The organism is Wolbachia endosymbiont (group A) of Conops quadrifasciatus, from assembly GCF_964027015.1.
Classification (GTDB): Bacteria; Pseudomonadota; Alphaproteobacteria; order Rickettsiales; family Anaplasmataceae; genus Wolbachia.
Map to the genome: position 1 here is coordinate 824,217 of NZ_OZ034722.1, position 21,065 is coordinate 845,281.

The following is a 21,065-nucleotide window of genomic DNA, read 5'->3' on the forward strand; positions in this document are numbered from 1 at the left end:
GCTGTGATAGCACTATAGAGCAAACCAGTGTCAGCTATTTGGATGATAGACAAGAAAATGTTTATGACTAATTTTTAGATCAAACATGGAATTTCGACAAACTTAACTTTTTTGTGAGACTGTTCAGCAATAATAAATAAATTGAAAGGAAAGGTTATGGTAATAGAAAAGGAAAAGTTTTTTGAAATAATACGCAATGTGAGTGAGAGTGAAGGCTTGAATAAGGATAATTTGCTTGAAAGAATAGGGAGTGAGCTAAAAGGTGTAAACCCAGAAACATATAGCACTTATAACAATTTGAAGATAGACAAGATATTCATTATATTAGATTCAAACAAAATATTAGATTCAAACAAAACTGTAAATTGTATGTTGTTACATCTTGCTGTGGAATGTAACAGTGTACCAATAGTAAAACTCCTACTAGAAAAGAAAGCAAAAGTTGATGAACAAATGTCTGGTGATGTTAATTCTAAATTCACTGCTTTGCACATTGCTGCTTTTCATGGTCATCAAGAGATAGTTCAGCTTTTATTAGGTGCTAACGCAAATCCTTCACTAAAAGATAGTCAAGGCCAAACTCCAAGGGATATTGTCGGCGATGTAAAAGGTAAAAATGCTATAATAGAAATGTTAGAGAGAGCAACTTTGACAAGAGATAATGAGAATACGAAAGCATCAGTAATGAAAAGAGTGCGAGTATTTGAAGAACGTCTGAAAGAGAACAATAATGGAAACAATACAGACAAAGTAGATGATACATTAGAAAGAGAACAGGCTAAAAGAGATGCTGTGGAGCAAAAGTTGCAAGAGGTAGAACAAAGATTTGCCAATAATAAGAAGCCCATAGAACAGCACTATACTGTACATAGTGGTGAACAGACCTTTTTAAATAAAAGTAGTAGTGACAACAGTGGAATATGTTTTGATGCAGATAAATCTGAAGCTTTAAGCCAATTTATATTAGAAGATAGAGAAGACATTGATGCACAAGATGAAAATAGACTAAACAGTATGTGTGGTCAGCTATCTGAGGTTGTATCTAGTGCCTCTTCCCATTCCAAAACACACAATGCAACGGAAGCTCAAGAAGAAGTAGAAAAGGTTAAAAAACTTCAAGTTAAGCTCAAAAAATTACATGTTGAACTAAAGGATAAGCAGAAAAAGAATGAATCACTAAAACAAAAAATACAAGATCTAGGAAATGAAAACACAAAGCTTAAGGGTGAGTTAGAAAAAATAAAAAATCAGCATTCTAATGATTTAACTGAACATGAGACTAAGTTGAAAAAATTCAATAAAGAGAATGAATCACTAAGACAAGAAATAAAAAATCTGAAAAATGAAAACACAACACTTAAGGGTGAATTAGGCAAAACAAAAACTAAAACAAATGAAGTACCATTAGAAAAAGCGCAAAAGGAACTAGAAGAATCAAAAAGTTGCATAGCTGGACATGAGACTAAGTTGAAACAATTCAATAAAGAGAATGAATCACTAAGACAAGAAATAAAAAATCTGAAAAATGAAAACACAACACTTAAGGGTGAATTAGGCAAAACAAAAACTAAAACAAATGAAGTGTCGCTAGAAAAAGCAGGAAAAAGACAATTTTCCCCAAAAGTTGCCTATGCGAGCCTTGCAGCTATGTTAGTAGTAGGTGCTGCTCTTAGTATTGCTTCCGGATTGTCTGCTCTATTAATAGTTGCAGCTTCTGTGATATCTGCACTGATAGCCGGTGGCATTACATACACAATATCAAAACCCATCGCTGAACCAAAACCTACCACTGAATTGAAAGAAGTGGATATTCAAGGTTCAGCACAACGGCGTTTGTAAAACTTGATTTGTACAGCACCCACAGTTGTACGAACATTGCAATTTGCAGATGCAAGTAGCTGACACTGGAATCCAGCCTTGCTGTAATCTCATCAAGAACGTTGTGTTTTAACATAACACTTTTATGCTTACCAACCCAGTGTCCAATCAAAATTCTGGATCCCAGTGTCACGCACTGGGATGACAGGAAAAGGAGGCTAATCAGATGACGGGAAGGGGGTACTTGGATGACACCTATAGCTCTAGTGCATGACTAGTAAAAAGTATTTGCAAGTTACACAGTAGTGTGAATTTTTTACTTCGGTAGTTTTTCATTATCATTATAATCATAATAGTAGTTGAGTTTAATTGATATGAAAACTTTTACGAAAAATTTTAAAAATAACGAAAAAAAGCTAGAGGAGTTTAATAAGGAAATTGAAGATATAACAACTATAGCTCAAGATAAATTTGCACATGAACTTGAAAATATCGCATATGACAGTGTGCAAAAATTTCGCAGTCTGCTTGCTAAAGAGTTAAATTCCATCTTCAATAATATTCATTCTCAAAATGTTAATCTACTAAAATCCAGCCTAGTTGAATATGCTATAAGTTCAAATTTTATCAATAAAAAAGGAGAAACAGCTTTAATACGTTCTCTTCTTAATATATTCATACGATAAAGAATTTATAGCATAATCGTTGTGTCATGAAAGTAGCTCTGTACGAACATTTGTTTGCGAAGAAATATTATAGCCGGTTTTGCCTCAAACACAAAGATGTCATCCCAGTGCCCTAACTACTTGGATCCAGAAATTTTGATTAGAGATTAAGTTGGTGAGCACGAAAGTGACTAACCTTATATTAAAAATAACATCTTTGACAGTGAAAGGCTGGATTCCAGTGTCAAGCACTGCAATCATAAAGAAACCAGTGTCAGCCACTTGGATCTGGTAGACAATGTTGGTACAGAGCTTGTATCTTGTAAAAAGCATCTAATGTTTTAAGCTTAAGCATTAGATGGAGAAGGGAAGCACTCTGTCATAGGGCTTAGATATAAAATCTGTCAAGTAGATAAGAGCTCCCTTCTCAAAGGTATAGGCTGGAAGGTATCGTAGAAAGACCTAAATGGTTCTAATTCTATATCCTCAAGAATAGCCTTACTTTTCATTTTTAATGGTAACGTATGGGGTTATATATGATCAACAACTTTCTGGGAATAGATGTATCAAAAGATCGCTTTGATGTTTTTCTCTCATTTATAAGTAAAAAAGGAAAACGTGAAACTAGGAAAAGAAGCTTTAAGAACGATGATAATCGGTTTCAAGGTCTGCAGAGCTTTCTACAAAAACATAACGTAGAGCAAGTGAAAGCTTGTATGGAAGTTACTGGTTGTTATAGTGAAGCTCTGGCTGAATTTCTACACAATGCTGGACATTTTGTAAGTGTTGTAAATCCTTCTTGCATAAGATCTTATGCAAGAAGTAAGCTTGTACGACAAAAGAATGATCAGACCGATGCGGAAATTATTGCTGATTACTGACAAAGACAGGAACCAACTCGTTGGACACCACCTTCTCCTGAGTTAAAAAAATTAAAACATCTTTATCGTTGCTCGGCTGCGTTAAAAGATGAATTGACATTAGTAAATAACCACTTAGAAAAAAAAGAGAGACTGCCTAAAGAAGTTACAAATGCTTGGGAAGACCTTGCAATGAATATAGCTCAAAAAATAGAAACAATAAAAAACTCCATACGTGAACTATTAAAGCAACACAAAGAGTTGTTGGAAAATTTTCAACTTCTATTAACTATTTCAGGCATAGGAGAGGAATCAGCAATAGCTATCTTAGCTGAAGTTCCTGACATAAAAGCTTTTAGAAATGCCAGGCAATTGGCAGCATATGCTGGAGCTATACCACGAAATATAACGTCAGGTTCCTCTGTATATGCCAAGCCCAGATTAAGTAAATCAGGTTCACGAACACTACGTAAGGCAATGTATTTTCCTGCTATAGTAGTTAAAAATCACAATCCTATTATTATGACTTTTTGCAAGAGATTAAAAGAAAAAGGCAAGCATAATATGGCCATTGTGGGAGCTGCGATGCGTAAGTTACTCCATATTGTTTTTGGTGTTCTAAGGTTCAAAGAAGGCTTTTGATCCAGATCATATCAAAAACTACAGGGCAAAGCTGTTGGAGGAAGGTTTACTTAGCTGATTGTTAAAAAAAATACTTTCAATCTTATATGAAATATTGCCTTATTTTGTAATTTTCTTGTTGACTAACTAGACGGTATCTACTTGGATGACAAAATAAGGAGCGTTAGAATGACAAAAATACATTTATAAGGAGGGTTATCATGTCAACAAGATCTACTTCACCAAAAATACATGTGCAACGTAAATCTAAGCCTGAATCTTTTCCAGTTACTTTAGAAGAGGTTAAATCTTTTTTACGCATTGAGAATGATCAAGATGATAAGTTGATTTCAGATCTAATTTTTATGGCAACTGATTATGCTGAGTGGCATATGGAAAATTCACTGGTGAAACAAACATGGCAAGTTTCATATGAAGATTATGTACCTCGTAGGATCTATTTAAGCTATGGCCCTGTGAGTAAGATAGTATTGGCTACTGCAATGATGTCTAAAGGTCAAGAGAAGAGAACACTTAAGTATTATTTTAGTGATGTAGGGGGCTACGTTGAGTTTTTCAATTATTTGAATGCAATAAGAGTTGATGTTGTATACGAGGCTGGCTATGACAATATTCCTGAGCAGATAAAACTATGTATTATGCAGCATGTTTCTGCTATTTACAAAGATCGTGAATCGGGGGTAAGTAGCCATTTATCTGAAGTGAAGAAGGTGTATTCTCCATTTCGTGAACCAAAGGTTGTTTTGTAGATAAGGATGAAATATAGCTAAAGTAAATAAGACTTGCCAACGTCATACCGCGATTCATTCGCGGTATCTCTTAGCATAGATCCCGCTAACAAGTAGCGGGATGACGAGTTTGTATCACTGCTTATGTTTTAGCTATATATCTTTACGAGGATTAATCATGGAAAAAATTCAAGCTATAAACGAGTTGTACAATAGTATTTATGCAGCACCAAAAGCAAACTCTGATTTAAGGAAATATGTTACTAACATTTATAGACCTGCTGCAAAAGGTGATTGAAAAAATAATGTGAGAGAAGTAGAAGAAGAATAAGCAGATTGAGTAAGGTAAAAAAATGAGCTTTAGTTACTATAACATGAAGAAACACCCAAGAAACTTTCGTAATATAACAGGTTTAACTATAGAGGAGTTCGAAAAGGTAGTGGAAAAAGTTAGGTCTGGGTGGAAAAGAGTTGAAAAACAGAAAAAGTGCCATGGTAGAAGATCACAACTACCAACTCTAGAAGATAAGTTATTTTGCGTAATTTTGTACTATCGCACTTACATAACACATAGATTTTTAGGGTGCCTGTTCAATGTGCACAACGCAAATGTATGTAGGTTACTGAAGAAAATAGAGCCATTACTTGCCAAAAAAGTTACTATAACAAAAGATAGAAGTATGACACCAGAAAAAATACTGAAGATTCTGGCTGATGTTACAGAACAGCAAATACAGAGACCAGAAGATAGTAAAAAACGGAAGAAATCATATTCAGGAAAAAAAAGAACCAACACTATGAAAACTGAGATTGTTATCGAAGAAGGTGGAAGAATTTTATCAGTGTCAAAGTCATATCGTGGTAGAATTAATAATTTTCGCATAAGGAAACAAGAAAAATATTTACCAATCGATAGCATAAAATATGCCGATTCTGGATATCAAGGTTGGCAAAAATTGCAAAGCAATGTTATAATTCCATATAAAAAGTATCGTAAAAAGCCATTAACTCCAGAGCAGAAAGAGCATAATAGAAGATTAGCATCATTTAGAATGAGAGTAGAAAATAAGATCCGTGAGATAAAGATATTTAAGATTATGTCTCATGTTTACCGCAATTTTCAGAAAAAATACAACCTGAGGTTCAATATTATTGCTGGTATTGTGAATCTTAAGCACGCCTTTTAGTTAATCTTGATTTTAGTCACCCTCCTTTCCTTCTTTTTATTGCTTGATTCGCAGCAGGTCTATAGATGTTATCCGATAACTCTTCCCCTTTTTGCAAAGTGAATTTCTGCTTTTCGTTGTTAGTCTCGGTTAAATTGCCTATTATTGTTGATACATCACATTCATCTTTTGTGTATTGATACTTATAGCAGCTGCCATCTTCACACACTGGAAGACACTTTCCATTTTTGTCTGATATATAGATATTGTCATCTTTTATTGTAAAATAAAGTCCACCATTTTCTCCTTTGATCTTCTGTAGTACTGGATCATCTTCATCATTAAAATTGATGAAGTTTAGTACTCCGGTTAACTCACCTTTCTCATAGCTATAAAATGATAAACCTACACCAGAACTTGTACTGTCTTTTATGTATTTATGTGACATTAATACTTCCTCTCCTAATCTAAGCTCTTTTATAATATCATCCTTATTTTCACCTATAATGTCCTCTTGTTCTATAATAAGGGTCTGTTCTTTGTTACCTTTTTTTACTTTCAGAGGTGAGTTCCCTTCATATAAAACTATATTATTGTTTTCCCACTTTAATTTTAAATTATCAGTATTCTCTATTTCCACCGTACCATTATTGTGTGAATAGATAGTATACCCATTGCCATTTCTCTGTAATATGTGGTAGGAAGTTTAATCAACTTTTTATAAAGCGGATCTTTATTATCTATTCTAAATGTATTTCCCATACTATTACCTTAAACAATTAACAGCCTTCAGATCAATCGCCTTGAAACTACTTGGAGGAGTGACATCGCTCATAAAACTCCTTGGCTGCTCGTTATCTGTTGCTGTTTTCTCAATATTAACAAACCCCCTTTGTTGCTCATTGTTTTCTAATGTTCTTTCCATACGATCTTTGAAAGTAGCCAAAAATCTATCAGTTTGTTTGTAATTTGGACATGATTTTTTTGCAGATAAATATAAGAGTTTTAACAGCTCGTTACGACTTTCATCATTAAATAATGACCTATCTAGAATGGTTGACTGTAGTTTTACTGGATTAAAATTTAAGCTTTTTTTGGTATGCCGCAGTTTGAAGCTGTTTCTTCTGATAATTTTTCAAATTTTATAGCAATATCTGCTGCATCTATTATTTTTGCCACTTGATTAAGCTCTTGTATTTTATTCTCTATTTTATATTCATCTTGTTTTACAAAAGGATAAAAGAAATTTATTACTTGAGATATAAATGAAGTTGGTCTACCTACTCCACTTGTCACTGGATTGTTTAAATTTTTAGTTTCCCTCTTCTTTCTACGTGTAGTACAGATTTGGTCTGCAGGGTTTGTCTTACAAAATATATCTCTTGCTTTACTGTAGAATTCCTTTGTGTCTTGATGCAAAGCCTCTGTGTCTCGTTGCAATTGCACTACTTTATTCTTAAAAGTTTCAGCTCTTTTTGTTAAATTCACTGTTTTATCGTGTAGTTTTGTAACATTACCTTCAGCGTCTTGAGCTTCTTTGGCAGATTTTTCAGAAGCGGTTTTAGCTACCTCTGCTGCTTTCTGAGCATTCTGAATTTCAATTTTTGTTTGATTCATCTTGCGCAGAAACTGATCAGCAACTGCAGCACCTATTCCATCCATTCCTGGCAATCCAATATCACCTCTTTCTCCCTTTAGACCACGAATTCCAGGCATTCCTGGTAATCCATTTGCTCCTGGTGCTCCCACAATTCCAAGTTCACCTTTAGGACCTAACAGACCTTGAGGACCTACTGGACCTGTGTCTCCTTGGTCACCTTTTATTCCAGGCATTCCTGGCAATCCAGTATTTCCTTTTTTACCTATGTTGCCTTTAGGGCCAGCTTCTCCTTTTAGTCCATCTGCACCTGGTACTCCAATTTCACCTTTATTACCTTTAGGGCCTTGCAAACTAACTTCTCCCTTTGCACCTTGATCACCTTTTTCTCCTTGTACACCTTGCGTACCATTAAAGCCTCTTGGACCTACTGGACCTCTAAGACCAGGAGCTCCATCTGCTCCTTTAGAACCCGGGGTTCCATCTTTACCAGCTTTACCTTGCGCTCCTTCTTTACCTTGCAAACCAGATTCACCTTTCCAACCTCTCAGCCCTTTAGGACCACTACTACCTTCATTACCTTTCTCTCCCTTTGCTCCACTTGGGCCTTGTGGCCCTATATCCCCCTTTGAGCCTTTCAATCCCGGTTCTCCACGATCTCCTTTTGGACTCGTTATACTCAACCCTGGCATTCCCTTTTCTCCTTTTGGACCTTGTGGGCCACCAGCTTCTCCTTTTTTACCTTTTGGTCCTCCAGGCATTCCATCTAGTCCTGGTGAGCCAGGTGCAACTGGCTCACCCTTTTGGCTTGGATAGCCGTAACCCAAATAACCTTGATCACCCTTGTCACCTTTCTCTCCAGGCAACCCGTTTAGACCTGGATGACCTTGATCCCCCTTGGGACCTGGATACCCTTGTAGACCTGGCTCTCCCTTCTGACCTTTCCAACCTCTCAGCCCTTTGGGACCTGGCTTTCCTTTTAGTTCTGAGACTGCATAAACCCGCCTTCTTGGCCCTTTTCTCCTTTTTCTCCAGGTATGCCTGGCAGCCCATCAAGACCACGTGGTCCTAGTTCGCCTCTTTGACCTGGCAAACCTCTTGGCCCAGGAGGTCCAGGCATTGCTACCACTGACTCCATACGTAGCTGTAGATTCTCAATTTTCTTTTCTAAATCTTTAATTTTTTATGATTCATGCTAACCTCCAGACCATGTAAATAGTAGTAATAAGGGTGTGAGGAATGACTTGGTGAGTCATCCTCATAGTCATCATAGTAATCTAAGTGAAGATGCTCGTCTTGTTCAAAGCTCTCAGGTGTCAGAGCATAAAATCTCGCACATTTACCATATTCACTTAATATACATCCAACATAATTGTCGTTATTTAATCTTTTTATTCTAAAGCGGGGGTTAGTTCTTTTAAGCCCAGTGTCAGACTCATCTGTTACAAAAGTAGCATTTCTAGAGGATAACAGCAGCTTTTCATCATTAGAACTAGCAGCAATATTGTTCAATATTCCTATAGAATTATTAGAGGGATTATATATTTTGACACTCTTGTAATTGTGCGATATTAAAAAATTTTCTCCAGCGCTTATTCTAAGCCTTTTATCAGGTGAACTTTCAAGTTCTTTTAAAATAAGATTTATGTCTTCACTACTCATTATATCTTTTGGATCTATCAGGACCTTACTCTTTATTAACGGTACAAGGTTGATTGAACATTCCTCAGTATAAGAGTAAATGTACTCCTGATCTCGATATTCTATGAAATTGCTAGGTATGGAATCGAAAGTAGCAATTTTTACAGTGTTTGGATCATGGTAATAAAAGTGATAATATTGACCTGAATCATTAACCAAAGCTAGCTTATAATCACCTCCTGCTTTTTCTAGTTTTAATTGTAGTCCTTGAGATAAATTGGTTAGTACGCTGTTCATCGGATTGTGTCTAAAGTTAGATATGACAAAATGATCCCTATCGAAAACGTAAGATGTGAAGGGTAAGTTAATTCTTTCTTCGTTATTTATTTTGACAGCTACGAGCTTACTTCTACCATCACAAGCAGTATCTCCTGGTTCTAAATTAGAACGCACTTTTGCCTCCTTTGCGGTCTATACTTTAAATGTAGTTAGTTTACAAACACTAATTATTGATTAATAATGGTGATATGTAAATATAGTTATAAAATAATTGTTACACTTGAATTTCTTCCTGGTTTCTGTTGTCATCATAACATTAAAAACACTTTAAGAAAGCTGCTTAATTAAATTAACTTGGACAAGTAAATAGCAGTTTTGCAGCCTGTTTTTATGAATGAAGATAAAATGTTGTAGCCAAATGCGCTTTCAGCATTGTACTGAATTGCAATATCTCTGTGTTCTAGCTCCTCATCGCGGAATTTACTTATAGTTTCTCTTAATTCCCCATCTTCTAAATGTGAAACTTGCTCTTTGTAGTGCTCCCCTATAACTTCTTCAACTGCAGCAGTGCAAGCCATAGCAGCTTTTTTGCCCATAATGGCAGTTGCAACGCCAAGTGACACTCCTAAAACACGCCAAACTGGCAACAAAACAGTAGGACGAACTTTTTGCTCTTTGATTTTCTCATTAAAATAGTGAAAATGCTTTTTTTCCTGCTCTTCCATTTCAATTATTTCATTGATTATAGAAGATTTTTTAAGAATAAATTTTTGACCAGAATAAATGCAAATAGCTCCATATTCCCCAGCATGATTTACTCTAATTGCCTGTTGCAAGAACTGATTGTTGCTGCACCTTAAATTATTTAGATTTCTTTCTTTCTCCACAATACACCTTACCTGATACGAACAGAGCTGCTATGAGATAAATTAAATTCCATGTTGCTAAGGAAACACCTAGAATGTAATGAGGTCTGTCACAAGATGGAGAGTAATTAGGATTTAGTAGATTATTTCTGAGCTCTTCTATACTAACGTTACCACTTGCTTGCTCTGTACAACCTAAAACATCATGAAATAAGTGGAGTTCAAGACCTACATGATAAAAAGATATTACTGCACCTATGAGGTAGCTGCAAAACATTGCATAGATTAGAATTTTGTTGTCTTTAAGCATGCATACTACTGCAAGTAACCCTGCAACATAGTAAACTACCCGCTCGTATGTACATAACTTGCATGGCAGCATGTTGAAAAAATATTCTAGCACATATGCAAAAATTAGAGCAAAAGCACTTGATAGCAGAAAGATTGTAGGAATTCTGGAGTTATTACACACGACTTTAAGTAAATTATTATAAAGACCCCTGAAAGTATAAAGTAGAGTATTCATTTTGCATAGGGATTTTTATTTTTTTTCAAAAGTAATCTGACTGGCACACCATCTACGAAGAAATTTTTTCTAATATCATTAATTAAATAGCGTTTATAACTTTCATCAACACTTTCAGGTATGTTACATATCAAAGAAAAAGCTGGAGGTTTAGTACCAATTTGAGCGATATACTTCATTTTAACTGCTTTGCCTTTTACAAGCGGGTGAGAGTGCCTATCTAAAGCATCAATTAGCCACTTATTCAGTTTTGCAGTGCTGACCTTCTTGTTCAAGGATTCACTCACTTCAAGACACTTATCTATCACATCGCCGCAGCGCATGCCTTTCAATGCAGAAATTGTTACAGATGGCACTTCCAAGAATAACCGAGTCACTTCCTGTTGTTTGACAAATTTTATTAACTTACTTCTGTCATCCTTACCTATTAAATCCCACTTATTTAAAACAACAATAATCCCTTTCCCTCGCTTAATTGCAGCTTCACCAATTGATAAATCCTGCTGCTCAATACCAACTAGGGAGTCTAGCATTAAAACTACCACATGAGAGCGCTTGATTGATTCTAAGCTTTTTTCAACAAATCTTGATTCTAAGTCATCTATAACATTCGCCTTTCTGCGGATTCCTGCAGTATCAATAAGAGTAATTAGCTCCCCATTATGATCATATACAATATCTACAGAATCACGTGTGGTGCCTGGCTCTGAATTCACTATTACTCTGTTTTCTGTAAGTAGGCTGTTTAAAAAAGTTGATTTTCCGACATTTGGGCGACCGATGATTGCAATTCTAAGTTTACTGGACTCACTGCCCAATAGATCAGTGTTTTCGTTCAAATTTTCAATAACACCAGCTAATACATCATAAAGATCAACCATACCAAGATTATGTTCGGCAGAGATGTATACCGGGCCAAGAAAATCAAAAAACTGCAAATAATCAACATTTTCGGATTTATGACTCTCACATTTATTTGCTATGAGAATTACAGGTTTATTCATTTTTCTCTTTAGCCACTTTGCAAATTCTTTGTTTCGCTCATTTTGCACTTTTGCATCAACAAGAAAGAAAATGATGTTTGAATTGGATAGAGAAAATTCTATTTGTTCAATAACTTGTAGTGAAAAATTAGTTTGGTCGTTCCATCCTCCTGTATCTATAACTTTAAACTCCAAATCGCTAATTCTCCCTATTCCCTCACGTCTATCCCTTGTCACTCCTGGAATATTACTCACCACCGCTGCTTTTCTTCCCACCAATCTATTAAAAAGGGTCGATTTTCCAGCATTTGGTAGGCCTACTATAGCGATTTTTAGCATAATTCAAGGGCATGTTCTATATGAAGTAAATTATAACCGAAACTTTTCAATTTAACTATTGACTTTGTAGGTTATATCAATATTCTCAAGTCAAGATATTTTATCTTAACTTTATTATGTGAAATGAAGGAGTTATGTTAGGGCTAGAGCAAATAGAAAGTGTAGGTAATGGAAAATTAGAACAATAAGGGTCACAAAAGCGTTCATATAAAGATATAAAGCATCCAGAAAAGACGGATGAATTCTTATTAAGTAGGACATTATATAAACAAACTGAGAGAGAGAAGCGGAAAAAGATCCTAAAGCAAGTAGAAAATATAGAAGAAAAATATAAAGTGCTTTCTGATAGTCAGACTGCGGGAAAAATGGTTGACGAATTACTAGAAATTGTAAAGCTTTCATATCAGGACCAAATTATGTTTGGTATGCCGTATGGTTTGGTGCATGGTATACTATCTAATGAAGAAAAAGAACGAGCAGCAAAAGAAATATCACTGATAGGGCACTTGATAAAAAATATAGACCTAATCAAAAGACAAAATTTAAGCCTTGAAAATAGTGAAAAAGAAAAGTTGGATTCTTTTTGCTCAAAGATAACTGATTTAATTTCAACAGGAACGTATGTGAGTAAAGAAATCTTGGACTTGTGTCGCAACAATATACCAATAGATTCGGCTCTAGAAGAAAAGCGTAACAGCTACTTATTGAGCCTAGAGAAAGCTGTGTGTGACAGTATTAAAAATGACAAAAAAGAAGGAATTATAGTAGAAAGAGATAATAAATTTTATTGTGTAAAATGTCCAGAAGAAAGTGTGATCACTCCTGCAAAGTTTATGAATTCTACGGAATTTAAGGATTTAGAATATGGTGCATTGCGAATGGGAGAAGGAGATAATATAATTCGGATACGAAATGGGCAATATCATGATATGAAAGGTAGAATAAAAATGACTTTTAAACTTGGTAATGAGAAGCTCGAGATGTCTTTATTCTCTAAAAAAGCTCATGAACCTGAAAACAACGCATTAAATTTTGGCATAATAATGGTGCATATGGATGATAAAAGTTGTGAAGTTTTCTTAAAACATTATGAAACTCTAAAAAAGCAACCACGTATAGAAAAGATCATTGGTAGAGCCAAAAGTTTTGTCGAAGAGAAAAACGGAAAACAAAGTGAGCCATTTAGTGTTCTGGAAGAAGTGAGTGCATTCAAGTGCGCTCACTGTAATTATCATCTTTAGGTTAAAGTTTTAATTGTTAACATGTACATACACTGTTGCATATAGCAATAGTGTATGTGTATAGTTAATAGGGTTTGTAAACTTAATAAAGTCTACAACTAATTTGAAAACTACTTTATTGTATGCAAGACTTTGAAATACTAGAAAATCTAAAAACCAAAGCACTAGAAGCTGAAAAAGGAGGCGGTTCTAACAGAATCAATAAACAACACGAAAAAGGGAAATTAACTGCTAGAGAAAGGCTCAGTGTATTACTCGATGAAAATTCGTTTGAGGAATACGATAAATTCGTGAAGCATCACGCAGCTGATTTTGGCATGCAAAATGCTAATTTTTTAGGTGATGGAGTAGTGATTGGTCATGGTACTATTTATGGCAGAAAAGTTTTCGTTTACTCGCAAGATTTTACTGTCTTTGGTGGGTCACTTGGTGCGTCACATGCAAAAAAAATATGCAAAATTATGGATATGGCAATTAATGCCAGGGTTCCAATTATCGGACTAAATGACTCTGGTGGAGCCAGAATTCAGGAGGGAGTAAATTCCCTTGCTGGTTATGGAGAAATCTTTCAAAGAAACGTAAATGCATCGGGTGTTATACCACAAATCTCTTTAATCATGGGTCCATGTGCAGGTGGTGCAGTTTATTCCCCAGCATTAACTGACTTTACTTTCATGGTGAAAAACAGTTCATATATGTTTATAACCGGGCCAGATGTAGTAAAAAAGGTTACCTACGAAGATGTAAGTTTCGAAGACCTTGGTGGAGCAAAAATTCATACAAGCAAAACAGGAGTAGCGGATTTTGCATTCAATAATGATGTTGAAATGCTGCTAAAAATGCGTGAATTCTTTACTTTCTTACCAGCAAATAATCAAGAATCACCGAAACCTAAATCAACCTGTGATTCAGTTAATGATATTGATGAATCTTTAAATACTCTGATTCCTAGCAATCCTAATACTCCTTATGATATATATGAACTTATTGAAAAGGTGTGCGATGAGAAGAAATTCTTTGAACTAAAACCTGATTTTGCTCGTAATATTATAATTGGTTTTAGTAGGATTGGAGGAAATACTGTTGGTATTGTTGCAAATCAACCTATGCACCTTGCAGGATGTTTGGATATTGATTCTTCAAGAAAAGCTGCAAGATTTGTAAGGTTTTGTGACGCATTTAACATTCCGATTATCACACTTATTGATGTTCCGGGGTTTTTACCTGGTACAAACCAAGAATACAATAATATAATACAACACGGAGCGAAACTGCTTTACGCTTACGCTGAAGTGACTGTGCCGAAAATTAGCCTTATCACTAGAAAAGCTTATGGTGGTGCATATATCGTTATGAACTCGAAACATTTAAAAGGTGACATAAATTATGCTTGGCCGACTGCTGAAATAGCTGTAATGGGCCCTGAAAGTGCAGTTGAAATTATATTTAGGCATGAAAAAGACCAGCAAACGTTAATCAAAGAATATAAAGAGAAATTTGCTAATCCATTTTTTGCTGCATCACATGGATACATTGATGACATTATAGTGCCAAGTAAAACAAGGCATCACTTTCACAAAGCATTAGAGCTACTCAAAAACAAGAAAGTAGAAAGGATATGGAAAAAGCATGATAACCTACCTCTGTAACTTTCTTTTAAGCCTTGCTTGCAAGTTATGCAATATTATAAGTGTAATCAGTGTGCCGTTACCAAGACTCGAACTTGGGACCTCGTCATTACCAATGACGTACTCTACCACCTGAGCTACAACGGCAAGTTTATATATTATGATAATGAATAATACAAAAAGGAATAAGGAAAAAGAAGAGGAGAAAAAAAGATTAGCGAAAGCTTTAAAGCAAAATATTTTGAAAAGAAAAAAGCAGCAACAGAGTAGACAAGATGCCAGAACTACCAGAAGTAGAAGTAATCTCTAACTTTTTGCTTGATAAAATCAAAAACAAGCAAATTAGTAATGTTATAGTTAATAATTGGAATTTACGTGCCCCAATAACAAAAAATATTGATGATATGCTAAAGGGCAAAGTCATACGCAACATCAAGCGTAGAGGTAAGTATACGATCTGGAATACAGATGGTAGTATGGCTGTAATCATACATCTTGGCATGAGCGGAAAGCTTATATATGCTGACCACGATCAAGTGCGGAATAAGCACGATCACGTGGTATTTTTATTTTCCGACAATACTTCAATAATCTTTAATGATCCAAGAAGATTTGGATTAGTTATTATTTTAAGCAAAGAACAAGAAATAAATTTTTTTGATGGTTTTGGAATAGAGCCCCTCACGGATGAATTCAGTGGAGACTATTTACAGGAGTTGCTGAAAAACAAAAAAGTGAATATCAAATCAGCATTAATGGATAATAAATTAATAGTTGGCGTAGGCAATATATATGCTTCTGAAAGTTTGTTTAGAGCCCGCATATCACCACTCAGGTCAGCAAAAGACTTGACCTATAGAGAGTGCGAAAAACTTGCTGCTGAAATAAAAAATACTCTGAGTGATGCAATTGCTGCAGGCGGTTCAACACTGAAAGATTATGCACAGCCATCTGGATCTGCTGGATACTTTCAAAATAACTTTTACGTATATGGTAAAGTTCAAAAACCTTGCAAGATCTGCAACAATATCATAACACTTATACGACAAAATGGCCGTAGCACTTATTTTTGCAATACGTGCCAGAATTAAGATTTTATTTTTAGATATGACATTCTCACCTGAAAAAGATCCGTTTGATTTGTTTTCAAAGTGGTATAAAGCAGTACTTAATTCTTCATCAACTGCAATGACGCTAGCAACTTGTAGCAAAGACTGTATTCCATCTGCAAGAGTAGTATTACTAAAGGAATATAGTAAAGAAGGTTTTGTGTTTTTCACTAACGTAAACAGTAAAAAAGGGAAAGAATTGACTGAGAACCCCAAAGCTGCGTTAGTGTTTCATTGGATAGAATTTGCTAGGCAAGTACGAATTGAAGGAGATGTTAAACTTCTAAACGATGAAAGAACTGACAAATACTTCTCTTCTCGAGCGCGCGATAGTCAAATTAGCGCATGGTGCTCAAAACAATCGAGCATTCTGAAAGATTGGCAAGATTTTGAGCAAGCTATAAAATTGAAGGAGAAAGAATTTTACAATACACAAGTTTCTCGTCCTGACTTTTGGGTGGGATTTTGTGTAATCCCAAAAGTAATTGAATTTTGGCAAGAAGGTGAATATAGGAGACACATCAGATTTAGGTACACCCTTATTTGGGAAAGCAATTGGAAAGTGGAACAATTATATCCCTAGCTACATTCGTTATTGCAGACTCCTCTTAATTTACCATTGAGAATTGGATGACACCCTACTAATCCGAATTCTGGATTAAGGATAAAAAAGAGCAAAAATATCAATAACTTATAATTTTATAGCTAAAGTGGCTTAGGTTTACCGATAATTTGAAAAACAACAAATTCGTCATTCCGCTACTTGTTAGCGGAATCTATACCGCGAATGAATCGCGGTATGACGTAGGGAAACCTTTCTTGGGTTAGCTATAGAAGGTTAAGGACTGCAAATTTTTCATTGGACAGGCTTCTTATACTTTTGGTGAGGTTAAATTTTAAAGTGAAAATTTTAATAAACAGCCAATAAATAAGTTTATCAAAAAAAGAGTTAAATGTTAGGATTTTAAATAATACAGCATTCTGGACAATTTAAAATCAACCTGGGATGGAGGAAGTTAGTGGCGATTCAGACGTCACATACTCTTTCATCACAATGATAAAGAAGCTTACCTTTATCTCTGACGTATTTTAAAGGAATTTTGGGATTATTGATGTCTTTACCACCAGTATCATGCCATTTCTTTTCCCATGTAATATAATATGGTTCAAGGTCTTGCGGCGTTAATTTATATATTTCTTTTAGCTCTATTCCTTCATAAATAGCAAAAGACCTGCTGCAAAAGGTGATTGAAAAAATAATGTGAGAGAAGTAGAAGAAGAATAAGCAGATTGAGTAAGGTAAAAAAATGAGCTTTAGTTACTATAACATGAAGAAACACCCAAGAAACTTTCGTAATATAACAGGTTTAACTATAGAGGAGTTCGAAAAGGTAGTGGAAAAAGTGAGGTCTGGGTGGGAAAGAGTTGAAAAACAGAAAAAGTGCCATGGTAGAAGATCACAACTACCAACTCTAGAAGATAAGTTATTTTGCGTAATTTTGTACTATCGCACTTACATAACACATAGATTTTTAGGGTGCCTGTTCAATGTGCACAACGCAAATGTATGTAGAGACCTGCTGCAAAAGGTGATTGAAAAAATAATGTGAGAGAAGTAGAAGAAGAATAAGCAGATTGAGTAAGGTAAAAAAATGAGCTTTAGTTACTATAACATGAAGAAGCACCCAAGAAACTTTCGTAATATAACAGGTTTAACTATAGAGGAGTTCGAAAAGGTAGTGGAAAAAGTTAGGTCTGGGTGGGAAAGAGTTGAAAAACAGAAAAAGTGCCATGGTAGAAGATCACAACTACCAACTCTAGAAGATAAGTTATTTTGCGTAATTTTGTACTATCGCACTTACATAACACATAGATTTTTAGGGTGCCTGTTCAATGTTCACAACGCAAATGTATTTAGGTTACTGAAGAAAATAGAGCCATTACTTGCCAAAAAAGTTACTATAACAAAAGATAGAAGTATGACACCAGAAAAAATACTGAAGATTCTGGCTGATGTTACAGAACAGCAAATACAGAGACCAGAAGATAGTAAAAAACGGAAGAAATCATATTCAGGAAAAAAAAGAACCAACACTATGAAAACTGAGATTGTTATCGAAGAAGGTGGAAGAATTTTATCAGTGTCAAATTCATATCGTGGTAGAATTAATGATTTTCGCATAAGGAAACAAGAAAAATATTTACCAATCGATAGCATAAAATATGCCGATTCTGGATATCAAGGTTGGCAAAAATTGCAAAGCAATGTTATAATTCCATATAAAAAGTATCGTAAAAAGCCATTAACTCCAGAGCAGAAAGAGCATAATAGAAGATTAGCATCATTTAGAATGAGAGTAGAAAATAAGATCCGTGAGATAAAGATATTTAAGATTATGTCTCATGTTTACCGCAATTTTCAGAAAAAATACAACCTGAGGTTCAATATTATTGCTGGTATTGTGAATCTTAAGCACGCCTTTTAGTTAACCTTGATTTTAGTCACCCTCCTTTCCTTCTTTTTATTGCTTGATTCTCAGCAGGTCTTAGAAAAGATTGCAAAAGAGGCACCGATAATAAAGCAAGCATATGACGAATTAGACAAGTATCATTGGCTGGAAAAGGATCTGGCAGTGTATGAAGACAGAATGGATATTCTGCAAAAAGAGGAAGGTATCTTTGAACAAAAATTTGATGATGGAAAAATCGAAGGAAAGATTGAAGGAAAAATCGAAGTTGCAAAAAACTTACTTAAAGCTGTGTATCTGTTGACTTAATAGCTGAATTTACTGGTCTTTCTCAAGCTAAAATTGTACAGCTTAAGCAAGATGTTCAAAATTGATAGAAAAACAATATATTGGTGGAGGAAAAGAAGAAAAGAAACAGGAAGCATAAAACCATCTTCAGGCTATCAAAAGGGGCATAGTCATAAAATTAAAGACTTAGATAGCTTTGTCGAATTTCTAGATGAAAATCAGAGTTGAAAAGATAATTGAAAAATTTGGCAATATGTGCAAAGACAAAGTATATAACTACCTTAAAAAAGTGAACTATATGTATAAAAAAACTTTTCTCTACCAGGAAAGGGATGAAGGAAAACGAAAGGAAGTCATACAAAAGGTAGCAGAAATAAATGAAGAAAATTTAGTATTCATAGATGAATCAGGTATAGAAGACAACGAATTTTATGAATATGGATGGTCTCGAAGAGGAAAAGGGCTATTTGCAGAGAAACCAGGATACAAAGGAAGAAATAATTGGAGCCCTAAGTGAAGAGGCACCATGAGGGATATTGCAACAGTGAGCTTTTTGAAGCGTATGTTGAAAATAGGCTTATGCCAATATTAAAACCTGGCTAGGTTTGACAATGCGAGTTTTCATAAGTCTGACAAGACAAAAGAATTAATAGAAAGTGTTGGATGTAAAGTTTTATTTTTGCCGCCATACTCGTCTGATTTAAATCCAATTGAGAAGTTCTGGTTTGCCATCAAGCATGCCTTAAAAAAAGCGCTGCCAAGCTTTTGGCCTGATATCAATTCTGGTATTGATTTTGTTTTTCAGTATTCAGGTAACCCTTTCTTGGGTTAGCTATAGAAAGAGCCATGGCAAAAATGCTTGAAAATATTAATAATTATACACACAATTATTCAACCATATTTTTGAAGATAGCTAGTTTCTGTATTTATTTTAAATTGAAGAAAGCTCAAATGAAAGATCGTGTTTTGCTAAAATCACAGAATGCAGTCTGGTTACATTACTCTAGCTATACGCAACAACTTTACTTTCAACAATTTTATTAGCAATAATACGACTTTCACAATCAATATTTATTATATCAGATAGTGAATTAATATCAGTGTAACTATCAAAACTTTCCATTGTTGATTCCACTACCTCTACTATTTTTAAAAAGCCAATTCGTGACTTCAAAAATTCATTAACAGCTATTTCATTTGCAGCATTGAGCATAATACTGTTTGTTTGTGGAGCAGAAGAGTTTAACACTGCCATGCTAAGCTTTAGCGCAGGAAAACGCTTATGTTCTGGTTCTTGAAAGGTCAATTTTCCTTGCTTTGTTAAATCTAATTTACGATTTAAAGCTGATCTTTCCGGCCAAGACAAAGCATATGAAATAGGAATTGCCATGTCAGTTTCTGCAAGCACAGCAAAGTTGAACCCATCCTTATAAGTTACAATTCCATGTACTATTGACTCAGGATGCACTATTGCTTCAATTTTGTCCGGGCTGATGTTAAACAAGTTATGTGCTTCTATTATCTCTAGTGCCTTATTCATCATTGTTGCACTATCAACTGAGATTTTCCTTCCCATATTCCAAGTGGGGTGACTAAGCGCCTGATCTACCGTGATATTTCTTAATTGCTCAGAACTATAGTTTAAGAATGGTCCACCAGAAACAGTAAGTATGATCTTTTCTACGCATTTGTCGTCATTTTGCAAAACTTGAAAAATTGCGTTGTGTTCAGAGTCGATAGGGATTATTTGTACGTTTTTTTCTTTAGCTTTTTTGAGTAATAACTTTCCACCGCAAATAATGCTTTCTTTGTTTGCTAATGCAATGACTTTGGTACCGCTTTCTATAACCTCCATAACTGGCCCAAGGCCTGCAATGCCAACTATTGCAACAACTGAGAGATCAACAGGTATGGTAGCAATATTTGTAGCGCCAATTGCTATTTTTACATCTGTACCAAGTAGACTTTCTTTTAAATCTTTGTAAAACCTTTCATCAGAGATAGCAACATATTTTGCATTCAGCAGTTTTGCTTGGTGTGCCAGTAGAGCAAAGTCTGAATGGGCACTTAGTGCTTCCACTTGGTATTCTTCTTTTCTCTTTGAAAGCAAATCTACAGTCTTTTTTCCAATGCTTCCTGTTGATCCTAAAACTGAAACCTTTTTCACTAAGACAAACTCATAACAATAGCAACTTTTCTTATTAGGCCTTCTCGCATACTA

Annotated in this window: 23 protein-coding genes, 1 tRNA gene and 2 pseudogenes; 15 read left to right on the forward strand and 11 right to left on the reverse strand. The window is 35.0% G+C overall.

What is annotated here, in order from left to right; all coding sequences use genetic code 11:
- Positions 1–156 precede the first annotated feature (156 nt).
- The 6 genes and pseudogenes from AAGD69_RS04365 to AAGD69_RS04390 all read left to right on the forward strand — a co-directional run bounded on the left by AAGD69_RS04365 (position 157) and on the right by AAGD69_RS04390 (position 5,900).
- Positions 157–1,839, forward strand: a complete 1,683-nt coding sequence (locus tag AAGD69_RS04365; protein WP_341811772.1) for an ankyrin repeat domain-containing protein — start codon at positions 157–159, stop codon at positions 1,837–1,839.
- Between the two features lie 353 nt (positions 1,840–2,192).
- The gene (locus tag AAGD69_RS04370) at positions 2,193–2,504 is read left to right on the forward strand and encodes a hypothetical protein (RefSeq protein WP_007548422.1); all 312 of its coding nucleotides are present in this window, start codon (positions 2,193–2,195) and stop codon (positions 2,502–2,504) included.
- Between the two features lie 515 nt (positions 2,505–3,019).
- Positions 3,020–4,043, forward strand: a pseudogene (locus AAGD69_RS04375) (IS110 family transposase).
- A gap of 142 nt (positions 4,044–4,185) precedes the next feature.
- Positions 4,186–4,734: a head-tail connector protein gene (locus tag AAGD69_RS04380; RefSeq protein WP_341811773.1), complete on the forward strand. Its 549-nt coding sequence runs from the start codon at positions 4,186–4,188 to the stop codon at positions 4,732–4,734.
- A 157-nt stretch (positions 4,735–4,891) separates the two neighbouring features.
- Positions 4,892–4,987, forward strand: a pseudogene (locus AAGD69_RS04385) (DUF3168 domain-containing protein); the annotation flags it as partial.
- 100 nt (positions 4,988–5,087) lie between these two features.
- On the forward strand, positions 5,088–5,900 hold the full coding sequence (locus AAGD69_RS04390) for a transposase family protein (protein ID WP_410529820.1): 813 nt from the start codon (positions 5,088–5,090) through the stop codon (positions 5,898–5,900).
- Between the two features lie 16 nt (positions 5,901–5,916).
- Here the strand turns inward: AAGD69_RS04390 and AAGD69_RS04395 are convergent, their stop codons facing one another.
- The 8 genes from AAGD69_RS04395 to der all read right to left on the reverse strand — a co-directional run bounded on the left by AAGD69_RS04395 (position 5,917) and on the right by der (position 12,110).
- Complete coding sequence (locus tag AAGD69_RS04395; protein WP_341811775.1) at positions 5,917–6,519, reverse strand: hypothetical protein; 603 nt, start codon at positions 6,517–6,519, stop codon at positions 5,917–5,919.
- A 126-nt stretch (positions 6,520–6,645) separates the two neighbouring features.
- Positions 6,646–6,804 (reverse strand): hypothetical protein, encoded by a 159-nt coding sequence (locus AAGD69_RS04400; RefSeq protein WP_341811776.1) that lies wholly within the window; start codon positions 6,802–6,804, stop codon positions 6,646–6,648.
- A 158-nt stretch (positions 6,805–6,962) separates the two neighbouring features.
- Positions 6,963–8,342 carry a hypothetical protein gene (locus AAGD69_RS04405; protein WP_341811777.1) on the reverse strand — a complete coding sequence of 460 codons (1,380 nt, stop codon included), beginning with the start codon at positions 8,340–8,342 and terminating at the stop codon, positions 6,963–6,965.
- Positions 8,343–8,455: 113 nt separating this feature from the next.
- Positions 8,456–8,614: a hypothetical protein gene (locus AAGD69_RS04410; protein ID WP_341811778.1), complete on the reverse strand. Its 159-nt coding sequence runs from the start codon at positions 8,612–8,614 to the stop codon at positions 8,456–8,458.
- A gap of 29 nt (positions 8,615–8,643) precedes the next feature.
- A complete protein-coding gene (locus AAGD69_RS04415) occupies positions 8,644–9,570 on the reverse strand; it encodes a hypothetical protein (RefSeq protein WP_341811779.1) in 927 nt (308 codons plus the stop codon).
- Positions 9,571–9,740: 170 nt separating this feature from the next.
- Positions 9,741–10,283 carry a demethoxyubiquinone hydroxylase family protein gene (locus AAGD69_RS04420; RefSeq protein ID WP_341811780.1) on the reverse strand — a complete coding sequence of 181 codons (543 nt, stop codon included), beginning with the start codon at positions 10,281–10,283 and terminating at the stop codon, positions 9,741–9,743.
- Entirely contained in the window at positions 10,258–10,788 is a 531-nt protein-coding gene (locus AAGD69_RS04425) for a disulfide bond formation protein B (RefSeq protein ID WP_341811781.1), read from the reverse strand. The genes AAGD69_RS04420 and AAGD69_RS04425 overlap by 26 nt, the downstream gene beginning before the upstream one ends.
- Positions 10,785–12,110: a ribosome biogenesis GTPase Der gene (gene der, locus AAGD69_RS04430; protein WP_341811782.1), complete on the reverse strand. Its 1,326-nt coding sequence runs from the start codon at positions 12,108–12,110 to the stop codon at positions 10,785–10,787. Before der ends, AAGD69_RS04425 begins: the two co-directional genes overlap by 4 nt.
- A 365-nt stretch (positions 12,111–12,475) precedes the next feature.
- On the opposite strand from der, the gene AAGD69_RS04435 reads away from it, so the two are divergent.
- Complete coding sequence (locus tag AAGD69_RS04435) at positions 12,476–13,351, forward strand: hypothetical protein (RefSeq protein ID WP_341811783.1); 876 nt, start codon at positions 12,476–12,478, stop codon at positions 13,349–13,351.
- Positions 13,352–13,473: 122 nt separating this feature from the next.
- Positions 13,474–15,000 carry an acyl-CoA carboxylase subunit beta gene (locus tag AAGD69_RS04440; protein ID WP_341811784.1) on the forward strand — a complete coding sequence of 509 codons (1,527 nt, stop codon included), beginning with the start codon at positions 13,474–13,476 and terminating at the stop codon, positions 14,998–15,000.
- Positions 15,001–15,053: 53 nt separating this feature from the next.
- Here AAGD69_RS04440 and AAGD69_RS04445 read toward each other — a convergent pair.
- Positions 15,054–15,126, reverse strand: a tRNA-Thr gene (locus tag AAGD69_RS04445).
- A gap of 128 nt (positions 15,127–15,254) precedes the next feature.
- Here AAGD69_RS04445 and mutM point away from each other — a divergent pair.
- Both mutM and pdxH read left to right on the forward strand, forming a co-directional pair.
- Entirely contained in the window at positions 15,255–16,070 is an 816-nt protein-coding gene (gene mutM / locus AAGD69_RS04450) for a bifunctional DNA-formamidopyrimidine glycosylase/DNA-(apurinic or apyrimidinic site) lyase (RefSeq protein WP_341811785.1), read from the forward strand.
- 16 nt (positions 16,071–16,086) lie between these two features.
- A complete protein-coding gene (gene pdxH, locus AAGD69_RS04455; protein ID WP_341812644.1) occupies positions 16,087–16,671 on the forward strand; it encodes a pyridoxamine 5'-phosphate oxidase in 585 nt (194 codons plus the stop codon).
- A 444-nt stretch (positions 16,672–17,115) separates the two neighbouring features.
- Here pdxH and AAGD69_RS06990 read toward each other — a convergent pair whose 3' ends face one another.
- On the reverse strand, positions 17,116–17,397 hold the full coding sequence (locus AAGD69_RS06990; RefSeq protein WP_410529873.1) for a hypothetical protein: 282 nt from the start codon (positions 17,395–17,397) through the stop codon (positions 17,116–17,118).
- Between the two features lie 19 nt (positions 17,398–17,416).
- On the opposite strand from AAGD69_RS06990, the gene AAGD69_RS04460 reads away from it, so the two are divergent.
- The 5 genes from AAGD69_RS04460 to AAGD69_RS06995 all read left to right on the forward strand — a co-directional run bounded on the left by AAGD69_RS04460 (position 17,417) and on the right by AAGD69_RS06995 (position 19,676).
- Entirely contained in the window at positions 17,417–17,698 is a 282-nt protein-coding gene (locus AAGD69_RS04460; protein ID WP_341811786.1) for a transposase family protein, read from the forward strand.
- A 63-nt stretch (positions 17,699–17,761) separates the two neighbouring features.
- Positions 17,762–18,574: a transposase family protein gene (locus tag AAGD69_RS04465; RefSeq protein ID WP_410529821.1), complete on the forward strand. Its 813-nt coding sequence runs from the start codon at positions 17,762–17,764 to the stop codon at positions 18,572–18,574.
- 6 nt (positions 18,575–18,580) lie between these two features.
- Complete coding sequence (locus tag AAGD69_RS04470; protein ID WP_341811788.1) at positions 18,581–18,865, forward strand: hypothetical protein; 285 nt, start codon at positions 18,581–18,583, stop codon at positions 18,863–18,865.
- 190 nt (positions 18,866–19,055) lie between these two features.
- On the forward strand, positions 19,056–19,361 hold the full coding sequence (locus AAGD69_RS04475; protein WP_341811789.1) for a hypothetical protein: 306 nt from the start codon (positions 19,056–19,058) through the stop codon (positions 19,359–19,361).
- 132 nt (positions 19,362–19,493) lie between these two features.
- Positions 19,494–19,676, forward strand: coding sequence for a transposase (locus tag AAGD69_RS06995; protein ID WP_410529874.1), 183 nt, complete (start codon positions 19,494–19,496; stop codon positions 19,674–19,676).
- A gap of 171 nt (positions 19,677–19,847) precedes the next feature.
- On the opposite strand, the gene dxr is transcribed toward AAGD69_RS06995, so the two are convergent.
- Positions 19,848–21,011, reverse strand: a complete 1,164-nt coding sequence (dxr, locus tag AAGD69_RS04480) for a 1-deoxy-D-xylulose-5-phosphate reductoisomerase (RefSeq protein ID WP_341811790.1) — start codon at positions 21,009–21,011, stop codon at positions 19,848–19,850.
- Positions 21,012–21,065: the final 54 nt, after the last annotated feature.